Source organism: Streptococcus sp. XMC (assembly GCF_021341835.1).
Classification (GTDB): Bacteria; Bacillota; Bacilli; order Lactobacillales; family Streptococcaceae; genus Streptococcus.
In genome coordinates, this window is record NZ_JAJTNQ010000001.1 from 166,317 (window position 1) to 183,902 (window position 17,586).

The following is a 17,586-nucleotide window of genomic DNA, read 5'->3' on the forward strand; positions in this document are numbered from 1 at the left end:
AAATAAGTAGGGGGACTTTAAGATTTTTCTTAGTCCCTTGTTTTGAAAGGAAGGCAGATGGACAATCGACCAATTGGTTTTTTGGATTCGGGTGTCGGAGGGTTAACCGTTGTACGCGAATTGATGCGACAACTACCCCATGAAGAGGTCGTCTATATTGGTGATTCCGCCAGAGCACCCTACGGCCCGAGACCAGCAGATCAAATTCGTGATTATACTTGGGAGATGGTTCGTTTTCTCCTAACGAAAAATGTGAAGATGATTGTTTTGGCCTGTAATACAGCGACAGCTGTTGTATGGGAAGAGGTAAAAGAAGCCTTGGATATCCCTGTTTTAGGAGTGATTTTACCAGGTGCTTCCGCAGCGATCAAGGCGACGAGAAGCAAACGAATTGGCGTAATTGGGACACCGATGACAGTCGCCTCAGATATTTATCGTAAGAAGATTCAAAGCCTGTCACCAGAAATGGCAGTAGAGAGTTTAGCTTGTCCGAAATTTGTCCCTTTGGTTGAATCCAATGAGTTGCAGTCCAGTGTTACAAAAAAAGTCGTCTATGAAACCTTGAAACCCCTTGCCGGGAAGGTAGATACGATGGTTTTGGGTTGCACTCATTATCCTCTTCTTCGCCCTATAATCCAAAATGTCATGGGGCCAGAGGTTCAATTAATTGATAGCGGGGCAGAGTGTGTCCGGGATATCTCGGTCTTACTCAACTACTTTGAGATTAATCGCAGTCGTCAATTGGACGATTGCCACCATCAATTTTATACAACGGCCAATGCAGCCAGTTTTGCAGCGATTGCCAAGACTTGGTTGCAGCAAGTCGTTCATGTGGAGCATGTAGAATTATGAACCAAAAGATATATGAATACAAAGATGCCTTAAATTGGTTTCTAGCTGAATGGGGAGAGCGGAGTGACTATAACGAATATAGTGAAGTCTCTTCAGAAGCTTCTGAGCTTGTTGACTTAGTAGAATCACTAGTTGGAGACACAGACTTGGGCTTCCCGCTGAATGTTACAGTTGTCCGTTACGCCTCTAGTTTGCAGTTTTTAACCTTCCTCTTTCAAATTGTGGAGGAAACAATAGGCCGGAAAATTGAAATCGTGCAACGCCAAGGAGCCCTTCTCATTGTAGAAGGAGAACAATTGCTCTCCGTTAATCTGCCAAAGAATGGTCTTCCACTTGCAGATTTTTTGGGGCAGAAAGGCCTCAAGGATCGCTTGTTAATCGCTACTCGGAATGAAGGAAAAACCAAAGAGTTTCGTCAGATTTTTGAGCAAATGGGCTTTGAAGTGGAGAATCTCAATGATTATCCTGATCTTCCAGAAGTAGCTGAAACAGGAATGACTTTTGAAGAAAATGCCCGCCTAAAAGCTGAGACGATTTCACAGCTAACAGGGAAAATGGTCTTGGCGGATGATTCAGGCCTTATGGTTGACATCCTTGGAGGCTTACCAGGTGTCTGGTCTGCTCGCTTTGCAGGTGTGGGAGCGACTGATTTAGAGAACAATGCCAAGCTCTTACATGAGTTGGCGATGGTGTTTGAATTGAAGGATCGGTCAGCTAAATTTCACACAACCTTAGTCGTTGCCAGTCCTGGTAAGGAAAGCCTGGTTGTTGAGGCGGATTGGCCAGGATATATCAATTTTGAACCAAAAGGTGAAAACGGGTTTGGCTATGATCCCCTCTTTCTAGTTGGAGAAACAGGTAAGACATCTGCCCAACTAACTCTAGAGGAAAAGAATCAACAATCGCATCGAGCTTTAGCCGTGAAGAAATTAGTGGAGGTATTCCCAGCATGGCAGAACAAGTAATCATCGTCATGAGCGATTCTCATGGTGATCGTCAGATCGTAGAAGAGATCAAAAACCACTATAAAGGAAAGGTCGATGCCATTTTTCACAACGGGGATTCTGAGTTAGAAAGTACCGATCCTGTATGGGAAGGCATTCATGTTGTCAAAGGGAACATGGACTTCTATGGGGAGTACCCTGAACGTTTGGTGACGCAATTGGGTCCTACTCGGATCATTCAAACCCATGGCCATCTTTTCCAAATTAATTTTAGTTTTCAAAAGTTAGATTTTTGGGCCCAGGAAGAAGATGCAGATATCTGCCTCTATGGCCATCTGCATATTCCGGATGCTTGGAAGGAAGGGCGTACCCTTTTTCTGAACCCTGGGTCAGTCAGTTTACCGAGGGGGCCTATTCAAGAGTGCCTCTATGCTAAAGTGGAAATTGATGCAGATTCCTATCGAGTTGAGTTTTTAAATCGGAAACATGAGGTCTATGAACCTCTTACAAAGGAGTTCGATCGATGATCGCTAAGGAATTTGAGGAATTTATTCTTCGAGAAGAAAAGACTTTTTTGACTCCAGCGCGCAATTTGGCTGTCTTGATTGATACGCACAATGTGGATCATGCTATCTTGGTGCTCAGTCAAATTAGCTATACTCGTGTTCCTGTTGTGACCGATCAGATGAAGTACGTAGGGACGATTTCTTTAACAGACATTCTTTCTTACCAAATGAAACATGATTATTCTGATGAAGTCTTTTCATCCATGGACATCGTTCATATGACAAAAACGGATGGAGAGCGCTTAGGGAAAGATTATACTGTGACAGAAGTCTTGCATAAGTTGGTAGAGGAATCCTTTCTACCGGTTGTTTCAGAGGATGGAGTCTTTGAAGGAATCATTACTCGAAAATCCATTTTAAAAGCCATCAACTCCCTCATGCACAATTTCTCAAATGAATACGAGATGAGGAAAATATGAAAGAATACATAGCTAGTTTTATCAAAGAAAAAGACTTAAGTGAAAATTCGCAGGCGGCCTATTCTTATGATTTGGATCAGTTCGTGGATACGATTCATAACCATGTCTCAGATACCAATCTTCGAATATATCAAGCTTCGATTAAGGATTTTAAACCAGCTGTTCAAAAACGGAAGCTTTCTGCCGTCAATCAATTTCTATTTTATCTTTATCAACATCAGGTTATTGAGGATTACCATCGCTTGGTCCTTCCAAAAGTCTCTGTGTCCAAGAGCCACGATCAAGAGTTATTGGATTTATCCCTTTTGTGGGAAGGCTCGGACCAATCCCAAGGACGCTTGATTGCCCTCTTGATTGTCGAGATGGGCTTGTTACCTAGTGAAATTCTTCAGTTGAAAATCGTTGATATTGAACTCGATTTTCAGGTTTTACGTGTAGGGAAAGAAGGACAGAAACGGGTCTTGCGCATTCCGGATGCTCTTTTAGGAGAGTTGACAGATTTGATGACTGGGACGTATTTATTTGATAACAAGGGCAAGCCCTATTCGCGTCAGTGGGGCTTCCGTCAATTAGAGTCCTTCCTAATGGAAAAAGGTTTTGAAAATCTTTCAGCGCAATCCTTACGGGAACAATATATTTTAAAACAAAGAGAACAGGGGATGGATCTGTTTAGCATCGCCCGAGAGCTAGGTTTAAAAACCCTAGTAACCCTAGAAAAGTATAAGTAATGGATATTAAAATAAAGGATTTTGAAGGTCCCTTGGATCTTCTCTTACACCTCGTTTCAAAATATCAGATGGATATTTATGAGGTCCCTCTGATTGAGGTGATCGAGCAGTACTTGGCTTATCTGACGACCCTTCAAGCCATGCGCTTAGAGGTCGCTGGTGAATACATGCTGATGGCCAGTCAATTGACCTTGATTAAGAGTCGGCGTCTCCTTCCAAAAATTGCGGAGCAAGCAACCGATGAAGAAGATTTGGAGCAGGATCTCCTGTCTCAAATCGAAGAGTACCGGAAGTTTAAACTATTGGGTGAAAAGATGGCCCTTCAACACGAGGAGAGAGCCCAGTACTTTTCAAAACCCAAAACGGAATTAGTCTATGATGATGCTGAATTGGTCCATGACAAGACCACGATAGATCTTTTCTTGGCCTTTTCAAAATTGTTAACGAAAAAGAAGGAAGAATTTCGACAAAATCATACGACCATTGTTCGAGACGAGTATAAAATTGAAGACCTGATGAATGTTGTTCGTCACTTGTGTCAACCTGGTAAGAGAATCTTACTACAAGATATTTTTGAGGAAGCCAAGGATGTCAACGAACTGATTACAGTCTTTTTGGCGACTTTGGAATTAATTAAAGTACAAGAAGTTGAGGCTCTTCAGGAAGAACCATTTGGAGATATTATTTTAGTAGGATTAAAGAATGAGTAAAATTGCAGAGATGGAGGCCCTCTTGTTTGTTGCAGGAGAAGATGGTTTGACGGTGAGGCAGATTGCCGACCTCTTATCCCTTCCTCCCACAGGGGTGATTCAAAGTTTAGAAAAATTGGCCCAGAAATATGAGCAGGATCAAGATTCTAGTATGGCCTTATTGGAGACAGCGTCAACCTATAAATTAGTGACCAAGTCCAAATATGCAGAGCTGTTACGTGAGTATTCAAAGTCACCAATGAATCAAAGTCTCTCTCGTGCCGCCTTGGAAACTCTCTCCATCATTGCCTATAAACAGCCGATTACTCGGATTGAAGTCGATGATATTCGAGGGGTGAACTCTAGTGGAGCTATTTCAAAATTACTTTCTTTTGAGTTGATTCGAGAAGATGGGAAGAAAGAAGTCATTGGGAGACCTAATCTCTATGTGACGACAGATTACTTTTTGGATTACATGGGGATAAACCATCTAGACGAGCTACCAATTGTTGAAGAGACGGAGTTAATCGGTCAAGAAAGCCAATTATTTACAGAAAGAACTGAGGAAATTGATGAGAATTAACAAATATATTGCTCATGCTGGTGTCGCAAGCCGCCGCAAAGCAGAGGAATTGATTAAGCAAGGCCTTGTCACTGTAAATGGCCAAGTTGTCCGTGAATTGGCGACAACGATCAAGTCTGGAGACAAGGTAGAAGTAGAAGGTCAACCGATATACAACGAGGAGAAGGTTTACTACCTCTTAAATAAACCAAGAGGGGTCATCTCCAGTGTATCAGACGATAAAGGGAGACCAACTGTTATTGATTTGTTACCGCAAGTCAAGGAACGGATTTATCCTGTCGGTCGTTTGGACTGGGATACTTCTGGTGTCCTGATTTTGACCAATGATGGTGATTTTACAGATGAAATGATCCACCCGCGTAATGAGATTGATAAGGTTTATGTTGCGCGTGTGAAGGGATTGGCGAACAAAGAAAACTTGCGTCCCTTGACTCGTGGTGTGACCATTGATGGCAAAAAGACCAAGCCAGCTACCTATGAGATTCTAAAGGTTGATCCAGAAAAGAATCGCTCAGTTGTCCAATTGACCATCCATGAAGGACGCAATCACCAGGTCAAAAAGATGTTTGAAGCCGTTGGCCTCTTGGTGGATAAATTGTCCCGGACCCAATTTGGAAATCTAGACGTTTCTGGACTTCGTCCTGGTGAATACCGCCGTCTCAATAAAAAAGAAATCAGCCAATTGCATACCCTTGCAGTGACAAAGACGAAAAAATAATGAAGAAATGTGCGATTGGCCTTGTTCGTCTCTATCAACGCCTTCTTTCGCCCCTCTTTCCGCCTTCCTGTCGCTATAGTCCTACCTGTTCCAACTATATGATCCAGGCTATTGAACGGCATGGTTTGAAAGGGATTCTGATTGGGCTTGCTCGGATTCTTCGTTGCCATCCCTGGAGCAAGACTGGAGTAGATCCAGTTCCAGATCATTTCAGTCTGAGAAGCCACCTAGAAGAAGAGAAAAGCGAAAATTAAGTTAGAGCAAACTTCCATAAGAAGTCTCACTCAGAGCAAAGAAAAAAGTTTTGGAAATTCTCCAAAACTTTTTGTTTTTAGCGATCGGACCAAGTGCGAGGCATAAATAGCAGTAACATCGGGTAGATTTCTAACCGTCCTGCAATCATGGCAATTGATAGTAAGAATTTAGAGATGGGGCTAAAGATAGCGAAGGTATCCGTTGTCCCAATCATCGGTCCGATATTGTTAAAGCAACTAAAGACTGCACTGACAACCGTCATAAAATTGTTGCTGTCAAAGCTGACAACCGCAATGAGGGCGATCGTAATCAAGGTATAGACCACAAAATATTTTAAGATTTTGTGCTGGGTGTCCTTATCCAAGGCAGTGCCATTCACATGTAGGGTCATCACCCGGTTGGGTGAGAGAGTCGAACGAATTTGATTCTTCCCGATCCGAGCTAGAATCAAGCAGCGAATCACTTTTAGTCCCCCAGCCGTTGACCCAGCGGATCCACCAACCACCATGAGCATGAGAAGGAGGAACTGAGAAAAGAGTGGCCAATCAACAGTATTGCCAAAACCAAATCCAGTCGTGGTAATGACATTGGAGACTTGGAAAAAGGACATTTCAAAACTATCTGCAAAATTATGATAGAGATGGAAAATGTTGCAGGCAATCAAAAGGGAAGAAACTCCGACAATCATCAGGTAGGTGCGAAGTTCCTCATCGCCGAAGAAGGCTTTGAACTTGCGAAGCATGATATAGTAATAAAGGTTAAAATTAACCCCAAATACCAAGACACCAAAGCTGACCAAATAGGTGATGAGCGTCGAATGGTAGTGGGCAATCCCGTCGTTGAAGACGGTGAACCCACCGGTACCAGCAGTTCCCATAGCAATGATAAAGCTATCATAAAGAGGCATGCCAGCACAGAAGTAGATCACGACAAAGAGGAAGAAGAGGGCCAAATAGAGGTAATAAAGGATTTGAGCTGTGTTCTTCAATTTGGATACAATTTTACCAAATACGGGACCAGGCACTTCTGCCTTCATCACTTCGAGGTGGCTGTTCTTGTTATTGTCCATAATAGCTAGGGCAAAGACTAGCACCCCCATCCCTCCGATTAAGTGCGTGAAACTACGCCAGAAAAGAAGGGAAGGACTGAGGACGGAGACGTCATTTAAAATGGTTGCCCCTGTAGTTGTAAAACCAGAGCTAACTTCGAAAAATGCATCAATGATGTTTGGGATTTGTCCTGAAAAGACAAAAGGAAGAGCACCAAAGAAGGACCAGAGGATCCAACACAAAGCCACAATCAGAACGCCTTCCTTAGCATAGATGTGAAAATCTTTGGGTTTGAAAAAGGAACCAATGCCTCCCAATACAAGGAGGATAGCAATGGTTGCAAATAGGGAGAGAAAGACAGTCGGGCTATCCTTGACAACAAAATCGTTCTTTAGATTGAGAAGTGCAACCACAATCGGCACACAGAGCAACATGGCTTCAATTAGAAGGAGTTTTGCTAAAAGGTAGCGAATCATACTTTTGTTCATGGCTTACCCCTCTAACAAATCATAGATTTTAGTGATGTTGCTGATTAGGGTAGTAACGATAATGCGATCCCCTATCAAAAGATGGTCATCTCCAGTTGGGAAAATAGCTTTCCCGTTTCGAATAATGGCTGCGATGAGAACACCTTTTTTCAATTTCAGTTGTGCCAAAGGTTTGCCCGTCATTTTGTTTTCTTCGCGAATCTGGAATTGAAGGGTCTCGATTTGACCGTTGGCAACATGGTGCAAGGCTTCAAGATTTGAATAGCGGGCATTGTAGCGTCCACGGATGAAATGCATGATGGTGTCCACCGCAATGCCTTTGGGTGTCACAATACTTGAAAAATCTTGCCGATCAATAATTTCCAGTAGGCTAGTCCGGTTGACCTTGGTAATATTCTTTTGAACACCTACGCTATTTAGGAACATAGAAGCGATAATGTTTTCTTCATCGACCCCTGTTAGAGTCGCCACGGCATCAAAGTTACCTGCTCGCTCTTCCATTAGAATATCTTTTGATGTCCCATCTCCCTGTATAACATAGAGATCAGGGAATTCTTGACTAAACCATTCTGCCCGTTTTTGATCGATTTCAATGACTTTTAAGTCAATCTTCCGTTTGCTATTTTCCAAAATATTTAGGAGATAGTAGGAAATCTTGCCAGCTCCGATCAGAAGCAGGCTTTTAACGACTTGCGGACGAATGCTATTGTGGAAGTCTACGATTTCCACTCGATTTCCAGTCATGAAAATCTTATCAAAGGCTTGTAAAGTGAAGTCGCCATCTGGAATCGTTAACTGACCTTGCCGTTCGATAGCACAGATAATGATGTTTCCGTATTTCTTTCTGAATTGAGAAAGGGTCATCTGGCAGAGCGGGCTTTCCTCCTTGATTTTGAACTCCATGAAGGCCACTCGCCCACCAGCGAAGTGCTCAACAGATAAGGCATTTGGGAAGTCAATGCTATTAGCAATGTAGCGGGCAGCAAGAAGCTCAGGATTGACAACTAGAGAGAAGCCGAGAATATTTTTCTCTTTAAAATAAGAATTTGAGTATTCTGGATTGCGGACCCGGACAATAGTTTCTTTGGCTCCCATTTTTTTGGCCAAGACGGCAGAAACCATGTTGACTTCGTCTTGCTCTGTCAGGGCGACAAAGATGTCACAGTCGGCCACATCTGCTTGTTCTAGAATCTTAAAGTTGGCACCATTTCCAACAATACCAATGATATCGTAGCGTTTGGTAATGTGATTAACGACGGCTTCATCTTGTTCGATCAAAATGACATCGTGATTTTCTGCGACGAGGGAACGACAGAGTGCTGTTCCGACTTTACCGCCTCCAACTACAATAATTTTCATGAATATTTCCTCCAAAGTATGATTCTATCTTACTCTATTTTCAAAAAAAAATCACCTCTTAATGGTGGAAATAGGGCATAAAGAACCAGATTCTCTAAACTACATGAAAGAGAATGTAAAAAAGTGAATTTTTTTTGTCGAAATAGTTGACAGGAGGTATGAAAGTGGTATACTGATACAGTAACCTCATTGATTTACCTCAAACCTGTTGTGAGTTAAGTTAATGAAGTCGTAACCACGCTGTTTGCTGAGCTTGACTCCGGGCAGTGTGGCTATTTTTTTGCCAGAAATGAGATTGTGATGAATATTGAAGAATTAGCTTATACAGAAACCAAATCAAAAAACCATGTAGTTCTCTATCAACCTCAAATCCCCCAAAACACAGGGAACATTGCTCGTACTTGTGCAGCTACCAATGCCCCCCTTCACATCATTCGGCCCATGGCTTTTCCTATCGATGATCGGAAGATGAAACGTGCGGGACTGGATTATTGGGATAAGTTAGATGTTCGCTTCTACGACAGCTTGGATGAATTTATGGAGGCTGCAGCTGGAGGAAAGGTCCACCTGGTTTCAAAATTTGCTGACCAGACCTATTCGGATGTGGATTATAATGATGATGCAGAACATTATTTCATTTTTGGTCGTGAGGACAAAGGCTTACCAGAGGATTTTATGCGGCTTCATGCTGAAAAGGCGATTCGGATTCCGATGAATGATGAGCATGTTCGAAGCTTGAATGTCTCCAATACCGTTTGTATGATTGTATACGAAGCCCTCAGACAACAGGAGTTTGCAGGCTTAGAGCTGGTCCATCAGTATGAGGGAGATAAGTTGAAGTAGGAAGAGGCTCTTTGCAAAGGGAGTTTCGTTGTAACTTTTGATATTACAAAACACTTGCAATAGCAGGTGTTTTTTGTTATGATTAAGGAGTCTTCAGGGCAGGGTGTAATTCCCGACCGGCGGTGACTTTTACTAGGAAATGCTCTTTTTCTTTTCTACCTTGTTGCCAAGCTTTGCCTAACTAGAAGTTATGCCTAGAGCTTGTCGCCTCGTCTAAAAGAAAAATCTCCATTTCCATACTCTAAGAGAAGTCCGCGAGCGCAAGCTGATGTGGTGTGATTCCACAACCGACAGTATAGTCTGGATGGGAGAAGACGAGAGAGGAACAAACCTGTTCTTTTTGACGATGGACTTGATGGAAATTTTGTTGATTCTATAAGAAATCAGTCTTTGTGCTTTTTTCTTGTAGCATCAGGGCTTTTTTAATCAAGTACCAAGGAACTGTTTAAGTTTTCTTTAAAACGATTGAAATAGAATAAGGTTAAGGGAATCTTTCCAACTTCTTCTAATTTTAGTAAAAATTGGAGGAACCTGTGATGACAAATACTCGTAAACTGACCCTAGTGGCTGTTTTATCCGCACTTTCTTTTCTATTGATGTTTTATCAACTATCAATAGGGATTGATTTTTTAAAGGTTGACTTTAGTACGATTCCAATCTTACTCGCCTTAGTTCTATTAGATCTAAAAAGCTCAGTTGTGGTGATTTTGATTCGATCTGTTCTCAAGTTGGTTTTGAATGGTCGAGGAGCTGAGACATTGGTTGGCTTACCGATTAATATCATTGGTGTATTAGTCTTTGTCTTAGCCTTTGCAGTCATTTGGAATAAGAAGAAAAGCCAGGTTCGGTTTGTAATTGCTAGTCTAGTTGGGACCATTGGTTTAACCATTTCCATGCTCCTAGTCAATTACTATTATGCCATCCCTCTCTATGCCAAATTTGTTGGTTTTGACATCGCAAAGATGGTCGGAGTTGAAAAGTATCTTCTCAGTATGGTTGTTCCCTTTAATCTGATAGAAGGACTGATTTGGGCTGTGACATTCTGGATGGTATATACCGTCGTACAGCCCCTACTTAAAATCTATGAAAAATAAACAATCTCATTTTTTAAAGGGCTCTTTTGCCCTTTTGTTATTTATGATTCTGGGCTATGTAGTCAAATTTTATCCTGAAAATTTAGTCGGAATCGATCAACCGATTCAATCGGCTATTCGCGGGGATTTACCAGTCTATTTGACGGCCTTCTTTACCCGTGTAACAGTGCTGATGAACACACCCGTTGTTGCATCCTGGGTTGGCGTCATTGTCCTCTTCTTTGTCTGGAAGAAATGGTATACGGAGGCCCTCCTCCTCACCGGGAGTTTGGTTACAACTGGATTACTCGTGGTGATCCTGAAACACATCTATTTACGTCCACGACCAGCACTTCAACATTTGGTCCAAGAAGGGGGCTATTCTTTCCCAAGTGGCCACTCTTTAGCTGCCACCCTGGTCTTCGGTAGTTTAATCATTGTGGTGGGGCAACGGATGACCTCTCAAGTCGGGAAAGTCCTAGCTCAGATTGCCCTCTTCCTTTGTATGGTGACCATCGTTGTATCACGTGTCTATGTTGGGGTTCATTACCCGACAGACGTCACAGGAAGTATGCTTTTGGGATTTGGTCTTTTGCAAATGGTCTTTCCTTATTACGACCGTTTGCGTTTTGAATGGCGCTTTAAGAGTAAGCAGAAGTAAAGCATGAATGATTTATTTGAAGAAAAGGTCCTAAAGGTCGTTGCTCAGATTCCCCTGGGATATGTGGCCACCTATGGTCAAATTGCCCAACTCATTGGCTATCCTCGTCACGCCCGCCAGGTCGGCAAGGTCTTGGCTACTTCTACAAAAGCTGTGACCTATCCCTGTCATCGGGTCGTGACCTCTACTGGTCGCCTGGCTCCTGATTGGGAAGAGCAAGGCACGCTTCTTTGGGCCGAAGGGGTGGAATGCAAATCCAACGGTTGTGTGGATCTTAAAAAGTACAAATGGAAAGCGGAGGAGACTCAACTTTGAGTTCACTCTGCTTTTTTGCTATAATGAGGAGTATGAAATCCTATACGACCTTAAATGATTATTACCGAACTTTATTTGGAGAAAAGACCTTCAAAGTCCCAATCGATGCGGGCTTTGACTGTCCCAATCGTGATGGAACTGTTGCTCGAGGGGGCTGTACTTTTTGTACAGTTTCTGGCTCTGGAGATGCCATCGTAGCACCAGATGCCCCTATTCGGGATCAGTTTTACAAAGAAATTGATTTTATGCACCGCAAATGGCCCGACGTCAAAAAGTATTTGGTCTATTTTCAAAATTTCACTAATACGCATGAATCCGTCGATGTCATTCGGGAGCGCTATGAGCAAGCCATCAATGAACCAGGTGTCGTAGGGATTAACATCGGGACACGACCAGACTGCTTGCCGGATGAAACGTTGGCCTACCTAGCAGAATTGACAGAGCGCATGCATGTGACCATTGAGCTAGGCTTGCAGACGACCTATGAAACGACATCTGAATTGATCAACCGAGCCCATAGCTATGAACTCTATGTGGAAACGGTGAAGCGGATTCGCCAACAGGTCCCTAAGGCAGAGATTGTTTCACACTTAATCAACGGTCTTCCTGGGGAGACGCATGAGATGATGGTGGAGAATGTCCGCCGTTGTGTAACAGACAACGATATCCAGGGCATTAAATTGCACCTGCTCCATCTCATGACCAATACCCGGATGCAACGAGACTACCATGAAGGACGATTGCAATTGATGAGTCAGGAGGAATACGTGTCGGTCATCTGTGACCAACTGGAGATCATTCCCAAGGAGATCGTCATCCACCGGATTACAGGAGATGCTCCACGCGAAATGCTGATAGGACCGATGTGGAGTCTCAATAAGTGGGAAGTTCTGAATGCCATTGAAGCTGAGATGCGTCGCCGTGGAAGTGTTCAAGGTTGTAAAGTAGGAAAATAGGAGGAGTAGCATGTTGCGACCATTAGAGATGGCCCATGATTTTCTTAGGGAGGTCATTACAGATCAAGATACTGTGGTTGATGCGACCATGGGCAATGGGCATGATACCCTTTTCTTGGCAGAACTAGCCAAAGAAGTCTATGCATTTGATATTCAAGAGCAGGCCTTGTTCCAAACGCAAAAGCGTTTGGAAGAAGCAGGTCTTTCCAATGCCCACCTTCTGTTAAAGGGGCATGAAGAAGTAGATCACTATGTAAACCAGGTCAAGGCGGCTATCTTCAACTTAGGCTATCTTCCTTCAGCAGACAAGTCGATTATTACCCAGCCTAAAACAACGATCCAAGCCATTGATAAACTCTGTCACCGCTTGATCAAGGGAGGGCGAATAGCCATTATGATCTATTATGGTCATGAGGGTGGGGACCTAGAAAAAGATGCTGTCTTGGAGTTTGTCTCCCAACTTCCTCAACAAGAATTTACGGTCACTACTTACCGGACCCTGAACCAGATCAACCATCCCCCATTTTTGGTCATGATCGAAAAATTAGAAAGTTATCGCCATGGATAAAGAATTTTTAAAAAATAAAATTGATGCTCTTCGCCACGATTTTGTGGAGTCAACCTCTCATGAACGTGCCGTTGGTTTTTTAGATGAAGCACGGATGAGCAAAAAAATGATCAAAATCAAGAAGAAGCTGGTCTCTCTTGAAATGGAACGTTGCCAGAAGAAAATTGAGCACAAGGATCTGACAAAGATTGATCAAAAGATCCAAGAACAAAAGCAACTCTTTGAGGACTGTTGTAACCAACGATCAGGAGGATAAGGGATGGAGATTCTTGTATACACCATTGTCTTTTCCTTGATCCTGATTGTCTCCAATGCGACCAATAAGTTGATTCCTACCTTGCCCCTCCCTTTGATCCAGATATTATTAGGGATTGGGATTGGCTTTCTCTTACCCAATTCGGAGTACCACTTAGATACCGAGCTCTTTTTGGCCTTGGTTATTGGACCGCTCCTCTTTCGAGAGGCAGAAGAAGCAGACATTACCTCGATTCTGAAGCACTGGCGCATTATCGCCTTTTTAATCTTCCCAGTTATTTTTATTTCGACCCTTAGCTTGGGGTGGTTGGCCCATCTCTTGTGGCTAGGAATTCCACTAGCGGCCTGTATGGCAGTAGGGGCAGCGCTCGGGCCGACTGATTTGGTGGCCTTTGCCTCCCTTTCGGAACGCTTTACCTTTCCAAAACGAATCTCCAACATTCTAAAAGGAGAGGGCTTGCTCAATGATGCTTCAGGTTTGGTTGCCTTTCGTGTGGCTCTAGCTGCATGGACCACTGGAGTCTTTTCCTTAGGCCAAGCTAGTTGGGACTTGGTCATCTCTATTTTAGGAGGGTTTGCGGTTGGGATTGTGACAGCTGCTGTCAACCGTGGGCTTCAAAAAATACTGCTCAGTGTTCGGGCAACGGATATTGCCAGTGAACTCATTTTAGAGTTGAGTCTCCCCTTACTGACCTTCTTTATCGCAGAAGAGATCCATGTATCAGGGATTATTGCGGTTGTAGTGGCTGGGATCCTAAAGGCTAGTCGGTTTAAGAAAATTACCCTACTAGAAGCCAAGGTGGATACGGTCACGCATACGGTATGGAATACAGTCAATTTTGTCCTCAATGGGTCTGTCTTTGTCCTCTTGGGGATGGAGCTGGAGATGATTTCTGAGCCAATTTTGAGGACTCCCTTTTACAACAATCTGCTCTTGATTGTGACTGTTCTCTTATTGACGGGGCTCTTGTTCCTGATTCGCTTTTTGATGGTGTATGGATTTTACTGGTATCGGGGTTTCCGATTGAAAAAATCCATTGATAAGTATCTGAAAGATGCCCTCTTGTTGACCTTTTCAGGGGTCAAAGGAACAGTGTCCATTGCGACCATTCTCTTGATACCGACGCATCTAGAAGCAGAATATCCAGTTCTCTTGTTTTTAGTAGCAGGGGTCACCTTGTGTAGTTTTTTAATCGGACTTCTCGTCCTCCCAAAACTATCCGAGGACAAAGAGGAATCCAATGATCATTTGATGCATATTGCTATCTTGAATGATGTCGTCATGCTATTGGAGAAAGAGTTGACGGTGACCAAGCAGAAGGGTCCTTTATACGCGGCGATTGATAATTATCATGGACGGATAGAAAATATGATTCTCAATCAGGAAGATAAGGCGACTCAAAGAGACTGGGAACAACTGAAACTCCTTATTCTTAGTATTGAGAACGATGGTTTGGAACAGGCTTATGAAGAAGGAAAGATTCGAGATAGAAGTTACCATGTCTACCAACGTTATCTTCGATCCATGGAGCAGAAGGTCAACCGCAATCTATCATCTCGCCTGACCTATTATTTCTTGGTGCTCTTCCGCTTGCTCCGACTGCTGTTGCACGAGCTTGTGACCTTGGGTTCCGGTATTCGGGCATGGAAAAACGGAGAGAATTACAAGCTCGAAGCTATTGACTATGACCAGATCGCTGCTTTGTATCTGGCCAATACGGAAATCATTATCGAGAGTTTGGAAAACCTAAAAGGGATTTATCGGAGTACCTTGATTTCATTCCTTCAAGAATCTCGTCTGCGGGAAACATCGTTGATTACCAGTGGTGCTTTTGTAGAGCGGGTTATCAATCGCATCAAGCCCAATAATATTGACGAGATGCTAAGAGGCTATTACTTAGAAAGAAAATTGATTTTCGAATATGAGGAGCAGCACTTGATTTCAGCCAAGTATGCGCGTCGCATGCGCCAAAATGTCAACGAATTGGAAAACTATTCCTTAAGAGAAAGTGCCAATACTCTTCCTTATGACATGATCAATTATGCTCGGAATCGGTAAAAGTAAGTTTCCGCTTTAATAGAAGAAAAGAGATTGGTGACGCTTGTCCCAATCTCTTTGTTTTGTATCTTAGTAAGTCTTTTTACTGCTCTGGCTGGATATAATAGCGTTCTTCCCCGATTGGAATCAGCTGGACCGTTCCCCCATAAAAAGCTGATAGCGTTTCTTGGGTGAGAATTTCCTCCTTAGGTCCTTGGGCAAAACTTTGTCCCTCCTTGAGGAGAAGGACATGGCTAAAGGACTTGGTGATTTCCTCTGCATGGTGGGTGACAAAGAGAATGGTCGGCGCCTTTTCCATCTGCTTAATCTGTTGGATCAGCTGAAAGATCGCTTCCCGAGCAAATAAGTCAAGCCCACTAGAGGCTTCGTCAAAGATGAGAAGATCGGGCTCTTCCATGAGACTACGGGCGATTAGAATCGTCTGTTTTTCCCCTTGAGAGAGAGTCCGGTATTTTCGCCCAATCAAAGAAGCAGCACCGATGCGACGCAACATGGATCGTGCTTCCTCGAGTTCTTTTTCTCCATAAGCTGTATAAAGAATGCTACTCTTGTATTTTCCAGTGAGGACGATTTCTTCTGGTGATAGAGATTCAGGGATGCGCTCAGAAATAAAGGAGCTGACCACTCCGATTCGCTTGCGGAGCTCAGGAATCCCTCCTTGGCCAAATTGTGTTCCAAGGACAGAAACTTCCCCTTCCGTTTTCCAATATTCCGCCATTAAGAGACGGAGTAGGGTCGATTTGCCAGCACCATTCAGTCCAAGGATGGCCCAGGTTTCCCCCTTATTGACGGTCCAATTCAAACGGGAAAGGAGATTTTTTCCTTCTTTTCTGAGAGTGACGTCTTTCAGTTCAATTAAGCTTTCTTTCATCTTTTTAACCTTCATAAAAATATTCTCTATTTTACCATAAATATGATAAAATAGCAGATAGGAGGAAAGGGATGTTTCATAAAAGTAAATTATTTTTCTGGACCTGTGAAGTCCTATTATTAACGATTATATTCTATATTTGGGGAAGCATGGGAAGCCTGATCTCTCCATTTGTATCTGTTCTGAATACGATTATTCTTCCATTTTTGATTGCTGGTTTCTTGTACTATATCACCAATCCAATCGTAGAATTTTTGGAAAAGAAATTTCATCTGAATCGAATTTTGGGCATTCTATTAACCTTGGTAACCCTTTTTGGATTGATTATTTATGGGATTGTTTATATCCTGCCTATTTTGATCAACCAGTTGACAAGCTTAATTAATTCAACCCAAGGCTTGTATTGGGAAGTGCAAAGTTTTGTAACGAAGTTATCAAAGAATCCAGCCTTTCAGAGTATCAATATCCAATCAACTATTCAGCAGTTAAACCTGTCTTATGTGGATATTCTACAAAATATCTTAAACAGTGTGACCAATAGTTTAGGGAGTGTGGTGTCAACGATTGTCAATACACTCTTCATTCTGGTGATGACACCGATATTCCTGGTTTACTTCTTGATTGATGGGAAAAAACTACTACCGATGTTAGAGCGGACGATCCTGAAAAATGACCGGCGGAATATTACCTCTCTCTTAGTGAGTCTCAACCAAACAGTTTCTCGCTATATTAGTGGTATTTCTATCGATGCTTTAATCATCGGGACTTTAGCCTTTATTGGCTACAGTTTTATCGGTTTGAAGTATGCCTTGGTCTTTGCGATTTTCTCAGCCTTGGCTAACCTCATTCCTTACATTGGACCGACGATTGGCTTGATTCCTATGGTGGTTACCTATGCCTTCACGGATTTCAATATGATGATCAAAGCTGTTATCTTCATGCTCATCGTCCAACAGATTGACGGAAATATCCTCTACCCTCGGATTGTGGGAGGGGTGATGAAGGTGCATCCCATTACCATCATGGTCCTCTTGCTCTTATCCAGTAACATCTATGGTGTGATTGGGATGGTTGTGGCCATTCCGGTTTATTCGATCGGTAAAGAGATCGTGAAATTCCTCGTGGCCTTGTATGAAAATCATAAAAAGACAAAGGAACAGCGCAAGCAAGAAGAGTATGGAATCATCAATAAATCCTAATAGAATAAACGAGAAGGAAATGGGTGACCATTCCTTTCAAATTGAAGATAAAGTCTTCTAAAAAAACTTTCCTTAGGTGAGTACGGACGTCAGCGAACTTCGTCGAAGTTCCATGACTAATTATTGAGCCTAAGGT

21 protein-coding genes and 1 riboswitch are annotated in these 17,586 nt (G+C 42.8%); of the genes, 18 read left to right on the plus strand and 3 right to left on the minus strand.

Features of this window, described 5'->3' with window-relative positions; translation table 11 throughout:
- Positions 1 to 57 precede the first annotated feature (57 nt).
- Genes racE through yidD form a run of 9 tightly spaced genes read left to right on the plus strand, consistent with a single transcriptional unit; the run spans position 58 to position 5,753 of the window.
- Complete coding sequence (gene racE / locus LXO72_RS00755; protein WP_023024108.1) at positions 58 to 852, plus strand: glutamate racemase; 795 nt, start codon at positions 58 to 60, stop codon at positions 850 to 852.
- Positions 849 to 1,817 carry a nucleoside-triphosphate diphosphatase gene (locus LXO72_RS00760; protein ID WP_233331247.1) on the plus strand — a complete coding sequence of 323 codons (969 nt, stop codon included), beginning with the start codon at positions 849 to 851 and terminating at the stop codon, positions 1,815 to 1,817. Before racE ends, LXO72_RS00760 begins: the two co-directional genes overlap by 4 nt.
- Positions 1,802 to 2,323 carry a metallophosphoesterase gene (locus tag LXO72_RS00765; protein WP_023024104.1) on the plus strand — a complete coding sequence of 174 codons (522 nt, stop codon included), beginning with the start codon at positions 1,802 to 1,804 and terminating at the stop codon, positions 2,321 to 2,323. The genes LXO72_RS00760 and LXO72_RS00765 overlap by 16 nt, the downstream gene beginning before the upstream one ends.
- Positions 2,320 to 2,781 carry a cyclic-di-AMP-binding protein CbpB gene (gene cbpB, locus LXO72_RS00770; protein ID WP_117744570.1) on the plus strand — a complete coding sequence of 154 codons (462 nt, stop codon included), beginning with the start codon at positions 2,320 to 2,322 and terminating at the stop codon, positions 2,779 to 2,781. The genes LXO72_RS00765 and cbpB overlap by 4 nt, the downstream gene beginning before the upstream one ends.
- Positions 2,778 to 3,509 carry a site-specific tyrosine recombinase XerD gene (gene xerD, locus LXO72_RS00775; RefSeq protein WP_023024100.1) on the plus strand — a complete coding sequence of 244 codons (732 nt, stop codon included), beginning with the start codon at positions 2,778 to 2,780 and terminating at the stop codon, positions 3,507 to 3,509. The genes cbpB and xerD overlap by 4 nt, the downstream gene beginning before the upstream one ends.
- Positions 3,509 to 4,219 carry a segregation/condensation protein A gene (locus tag LXO72_RS00780; protein ID WP_048715402.1) on the plus strand — a complete coding sequence of 237 codons (711 nt, stop codon included), beginning with the start codon at positions 3,509 to 3,511 and terminating at the stop codon, positions 4,217 to 4,219. Before xerD ends, LXO72_RS00780 begins: the two co-directional genes overlap by 1 nt.
- On the plus strand, positions 4,212 to 4,781 hold the full coding sequence (scpB, locus tag LXO72_RS00785; RefSeq protein WP_048715400.1) for an SMC-Scp complex subunit ScpB: 570 nt from the start codon (positions 4,212 to 4,214) through the stop codon (positions 4,779 to 4,781). The genes LXO72_RS00780 and scpB overlap by 8 nt, the downstream gene beginning before the upstream one ends.
- The gene (locus tag LXO72_RS00790; RefSeq protein ID WP_023024093.1) at positions 4,771 to 5,499 is read left to right on the plus strand and encodes a pseudouridine synthase; all 729 of its coding nucleotides are present in this window, start codon (positions 4,771 to 4,773) and stop codon (positions 5,497 to 5,499) included. Before scpB ends, LXO72_RS00790 begins: the two co-directional genes overlap by 11 nt.
- On the plus strand, positions 5,499 to 5,753 hold the full coding sequence (yidD, locus tag LXO72_RS00795; RefSeq protein WP_233331248.1) for a membrane protein insertion efficiency factor YidD: 255 nt from the start codon (positions 5,499 to 5,501) through the stop codon (positions 5,751 to 5,753). The genes LXO72_RS00790 and yidD overlap by 1 nt, the downstream gene beginning before the upstream one ends.
- 77 nt (positions 5,754 to 5,830) lie before the next feature.
- Here yidD and LXO72_RS00800 read toward each other — a convergent pair whose 3' ends face one another.
- Both LXO72_RS00800 and trkA read right to left on the minus strand, forming a co-directional pair.
- Positions 5,831 to 7,291 carry a TrkH family potassium uptake protein gene (locus LXO72_RS00800; RefSeq protein WP_048715397.1) on the minus strand — a complete coding sequence of 487 codons (1,461 nt, stop codon included), beginning with the start codon at positions 7,289 to 7,291 and terminating at the stop codon, positions 5,831 to 5,833.
- Between the two features lie 3 nt (positions 7,292 to 7,294).
- Positions 7,295 to 8,650, minus strand: coding sequence for a Trk system potassium transporter TrkA (trkA, locus tag LXO72_RS00805; protein WP_048688284.1), 1,356 nt, complete (start codon positions 8,648 to 8,650; stop codon positions 7,295 to 7,297).
- Between the two features lie 300 nt (positions 8,651 to 8,950).
- Between trkA and LXO72_RS00810 the strand changes: the two genes are divergently transcribed.
- The 8 genes from LXO72_RS00810 to LXO72_RS00845 all read left to right on the plus strand — a co-directional run bounded on the left by LXO72_RS00810 (position 8,951) and on the right by LXO72_RS00845 (position 15,380).
- Positions 8,951 to 9,493, plus strand: a complete 543-nt coding sequence (locus LXO72_RS00810) for a tRNA (cytidine(34)-2'-O)-methyltransferase (protein ID WP_048688281.1) — start codon at positions 8,951 to 8,953, stop codon at positions 9,491 to 9,493.
- Between the two features lie 85 nt (positions 9,494 to 9,578).
- A riboswitch (FMN riboswitch) is annotated at positions 9,579 to 9,813 on the plus strand.
- A gap of 216 nt (positions 9,814 to 10,029) precedes the next feature.
- Complete coding sequence (locus LXO72_RS00815; protein WP_233331249.1) at positions 10,030 to 10,587, plus strand: ECF transporter S component; 558 nt, start codon at positions 10,030 to 10,032, stop codon at positions 10,585 to 10,587.
- Positions 10,577 to 11,227, plus strand: a complete 651-nt coding sequence (locus LXO72_RS00820) for a phosphatase PAP2 family protein (RefSeq protein ID WP_233331250.1) — start codon at positions 10,577 to 10,579, stop codon at positions 11,225 to 11,227. Before LXO72_RS00815 ends, LXO72_RS00820 begins: the two co-directional genes overlap by 11 nt.
- A gap of 3 nt (positions 11,228 to 11,230) precedes the next feature.
- Positions 11,231 to 11,542: an MGMT family protein gene (locus tag LXO72_RS00825; protein ID WP_233331251.1), complete on the plus strand. Its 312-nt coding sequence runs from the start codon at positions 11,231 to 11,233 to the stop codon at positions 11,540 to 11,542.
- 23 nt (positions 11,543 to 11,565) lie between these two features.
- Positions 11,566 to 12,498 carry a TIGR01212 family radical SAM protein gene (locus tag LXO72_RS00830; protein WP_233331697.1) on the plus strand — a complete coding sequence of 311 codons (933 nt, stop codon included), beginning with the start codon at positions 11,566 to 11,568 and terminating at the stop codon, positions 12,496 to 12,498.
- A gap of 10 nt (positions 12,499 to 12,508) precedes the next feature.
- Positions 12,509 to 13,066, plus strand: a complete 558-nt coding sequence (locus LXO72_RS00835; protein WP_233331252.1) for a class I SAM-dependent methyltransferase — start codon at positions 12,509 to 12,511, stop codon at positions 13,064 to 13,066.
- Positions 13,059 to 13,322, plus strand: coding sequence for a hypothetical protein (locus LXO72_RS00840; protein ID WP_006595800.1), 264 nt, complete (start codon positions 13,059 to 13,061; stop codon positions 13,320 to 13,322). Before LXO72_RS00835 ends, LXO72_RS00840 begins: the two co-directional genes overlap by 8 nt.
- Before the next feature lie 3 nt (positions 13,323 to 13,325).
- Positions 13,326 to 15,380: a cation:proton antiporter gene (locus LXO72_RS00845; protein WP_233331253.1), complete on the plus strand. Its 2,055-nt coding sequence runs from the start codon at positions 13,326 to 13,328 to the stop codon at positions 15,378 to 15,380.
- Between the two features lie 82 nt (positions 15,381 to 15,462).
- On the opposite strand, the gene LXO72_RS00850 is transcribed toward LXO72_RS00845, so the two are convergent.
- Positions 15,463 to 16,266, minus strand: a complete 804-nt coding sequence (locus LXO72_RS00850) for an ABC transporter ATP-binding protein (RefSeq protein WP_233331254.1) — start codon at positions 16,264 to 16,266, stop codon at positions 15,463 to 15,465.
- 56 nt (positions 16,267 to 16,322) lie between these two features.
- On the opposite strand from LXO72_RS00850, the gene LXO72_RS00855 reads away from it, so the two are divergent.
- Entirely contained in the window at positions 16,323 to 17,450 is a 1,128-nt protein-coding gene (locus LXO72_RS00855) for an AI-2E family transporter (RefSeq protein ID WP_048715385.1), read from the plus strand.
- Positions 17,451 to 17,586 lie beyond the last annotated feature (136 nt).

Bases quoted from the DNA above. Each gene is read 5' to 3' on its own strand.
- racE (WP_023024108.1), top strand. From the start codon at position 58: ATGGACAATCGACCAATTGGTTTTTTGGATTCGGGTGTCGGAGGGTTA.
- LXO72_RS00760 (WP_233331247.1), top strand. From the start codon at position 849: ATGAACCAAAAGATATATGAATACAAAGATGCCTTAAATTGGTTTCTA.
- LXO72_RS00765 (WP_023024104.1), top strand. From the start codon at position 1,802: ATGGCAGAACAAGTAATCATCGTCATGAGCGATTCTCATGGTGATCGT.
- cbpB (WP_117744570.1), top strand. From the start codon at position 2,320: ATGATCGCTAAGGAATTTGAGGAATTTATTCTTCGAGAAGAAAAGACT.
- xerD (WP_023024100.1), top strand. From the start codon at position 2,778: ATGAAAGAATACATAGCTAGTTTTATCAAAGAAAAAGACTTAAGTGAA.
- LXO72_RS00780 (WP_048715402.1), top strand. From the start codon at position 3,509: ATGGATATTAAAATAAAGGATTTTGAAGGTCCCTTGGATCTTCTCTTA.
- scpB (WP_048715400.1), top strand. From the start codon at position 4,212: ATGAGTAAAATTGCAGAGATGGAGGCCCTCTTGTTTGTTGCAGGAGAA.
- LXO72_RS00790 (WP_023024093.1), top strand. From the start codon at position 4,771: ATGAGAATTAACAAATATATTGCTCATGCTGGTGTCGCAAGCCGCCGC.
- yidD (WP_233331248.1), top strand. From the start codon at position 5,499: ATGAAGAAATGTGCGATTGGCCTTGTTCGTCTCTATCAACGCCTTCTT.
- LXO72_RS00800 (WP_048715397.1), bottom strand. From the start codon at position 7,291: ATGAACAAAAGTATGATTCGCTACCTTTTAGCAAAACTCCTTCTAATT.
- trkA (WP_048688284.1), bottom strand. From the start codon at position 8,650: ATGAAAATTATTGTAGTTGGAGGCGGTAAAGTCGGAACAGCACTCTGT.
- LXO72_RS00810 (WP_048688281.1), top strand. From the start codon at position 8,951: ATGAATATTGAAGAATTAGCTTATACAGAAACCAAATCAAAAAACCAT.
- LXO72_RS00815 (WP_233331249.1), top strand. From the start codon at position 10,030: ATGACAAATACTCGTAAACTGACCCTAGTGGCTGTTTTATCCGCACTT.
- LXO72_RS00820 (WP_233331250.1), top strand. From the start codon at position 10,577: ATGAAAAATAAACAATCTCATTTTTTAAAGGGCTCTTTTGCCCTTTTG.
- LXO72_RS00825 (WP_233331251.1), top strand. From the start codon at position 11,231: ATGAATGATTTATTTGAAGAAAAGGTCCTAAAGGTCGTTGCTCAGATT.
- LXO72_RS00830 (WP_233331697.1), top strand. From the start codon at position 11,566: ATGAGGAGTATGAAATCCTATACGACCTTAAATGATTATTACCGAACT.
- LXO72_RS00835 (WP_233331252.1), top strand. From the start codon at position 12,509: ATGTTGCGACCATTAGAGATGGCCCATGATTTTCTTAGGGAGGTCATT.
- LXO72_RS00840 (WP_006595800.1), top strand. From the start codon at position 13,059: ATGGATAAAGAATTTTTAAAAAATAAAATTGATGCTCTTCGCCACGAT.
- LXO72_RS00845 (WP_233331253.1), top strand. From the start codon at position 13,326: ATGGAGATTCTTGTATACACCATTGTCTTTTCCTTGATCCTGATTGTC.
- LXO72_RS00850 (WP_233331254.1), bottom strand. From the start codon at position 16,266: ATGAAGGTTAAAAAGATGAAAGAAAGCTTAATTGAACTGAAAGACGTC.
- LXO72_RS00855 (WP_048715385.1), top strand. From the start codon at position 16,323: ATGTTTCATAAAAGTAAATTATTTTTCTGGACCTGTGAAGTCCTATTA.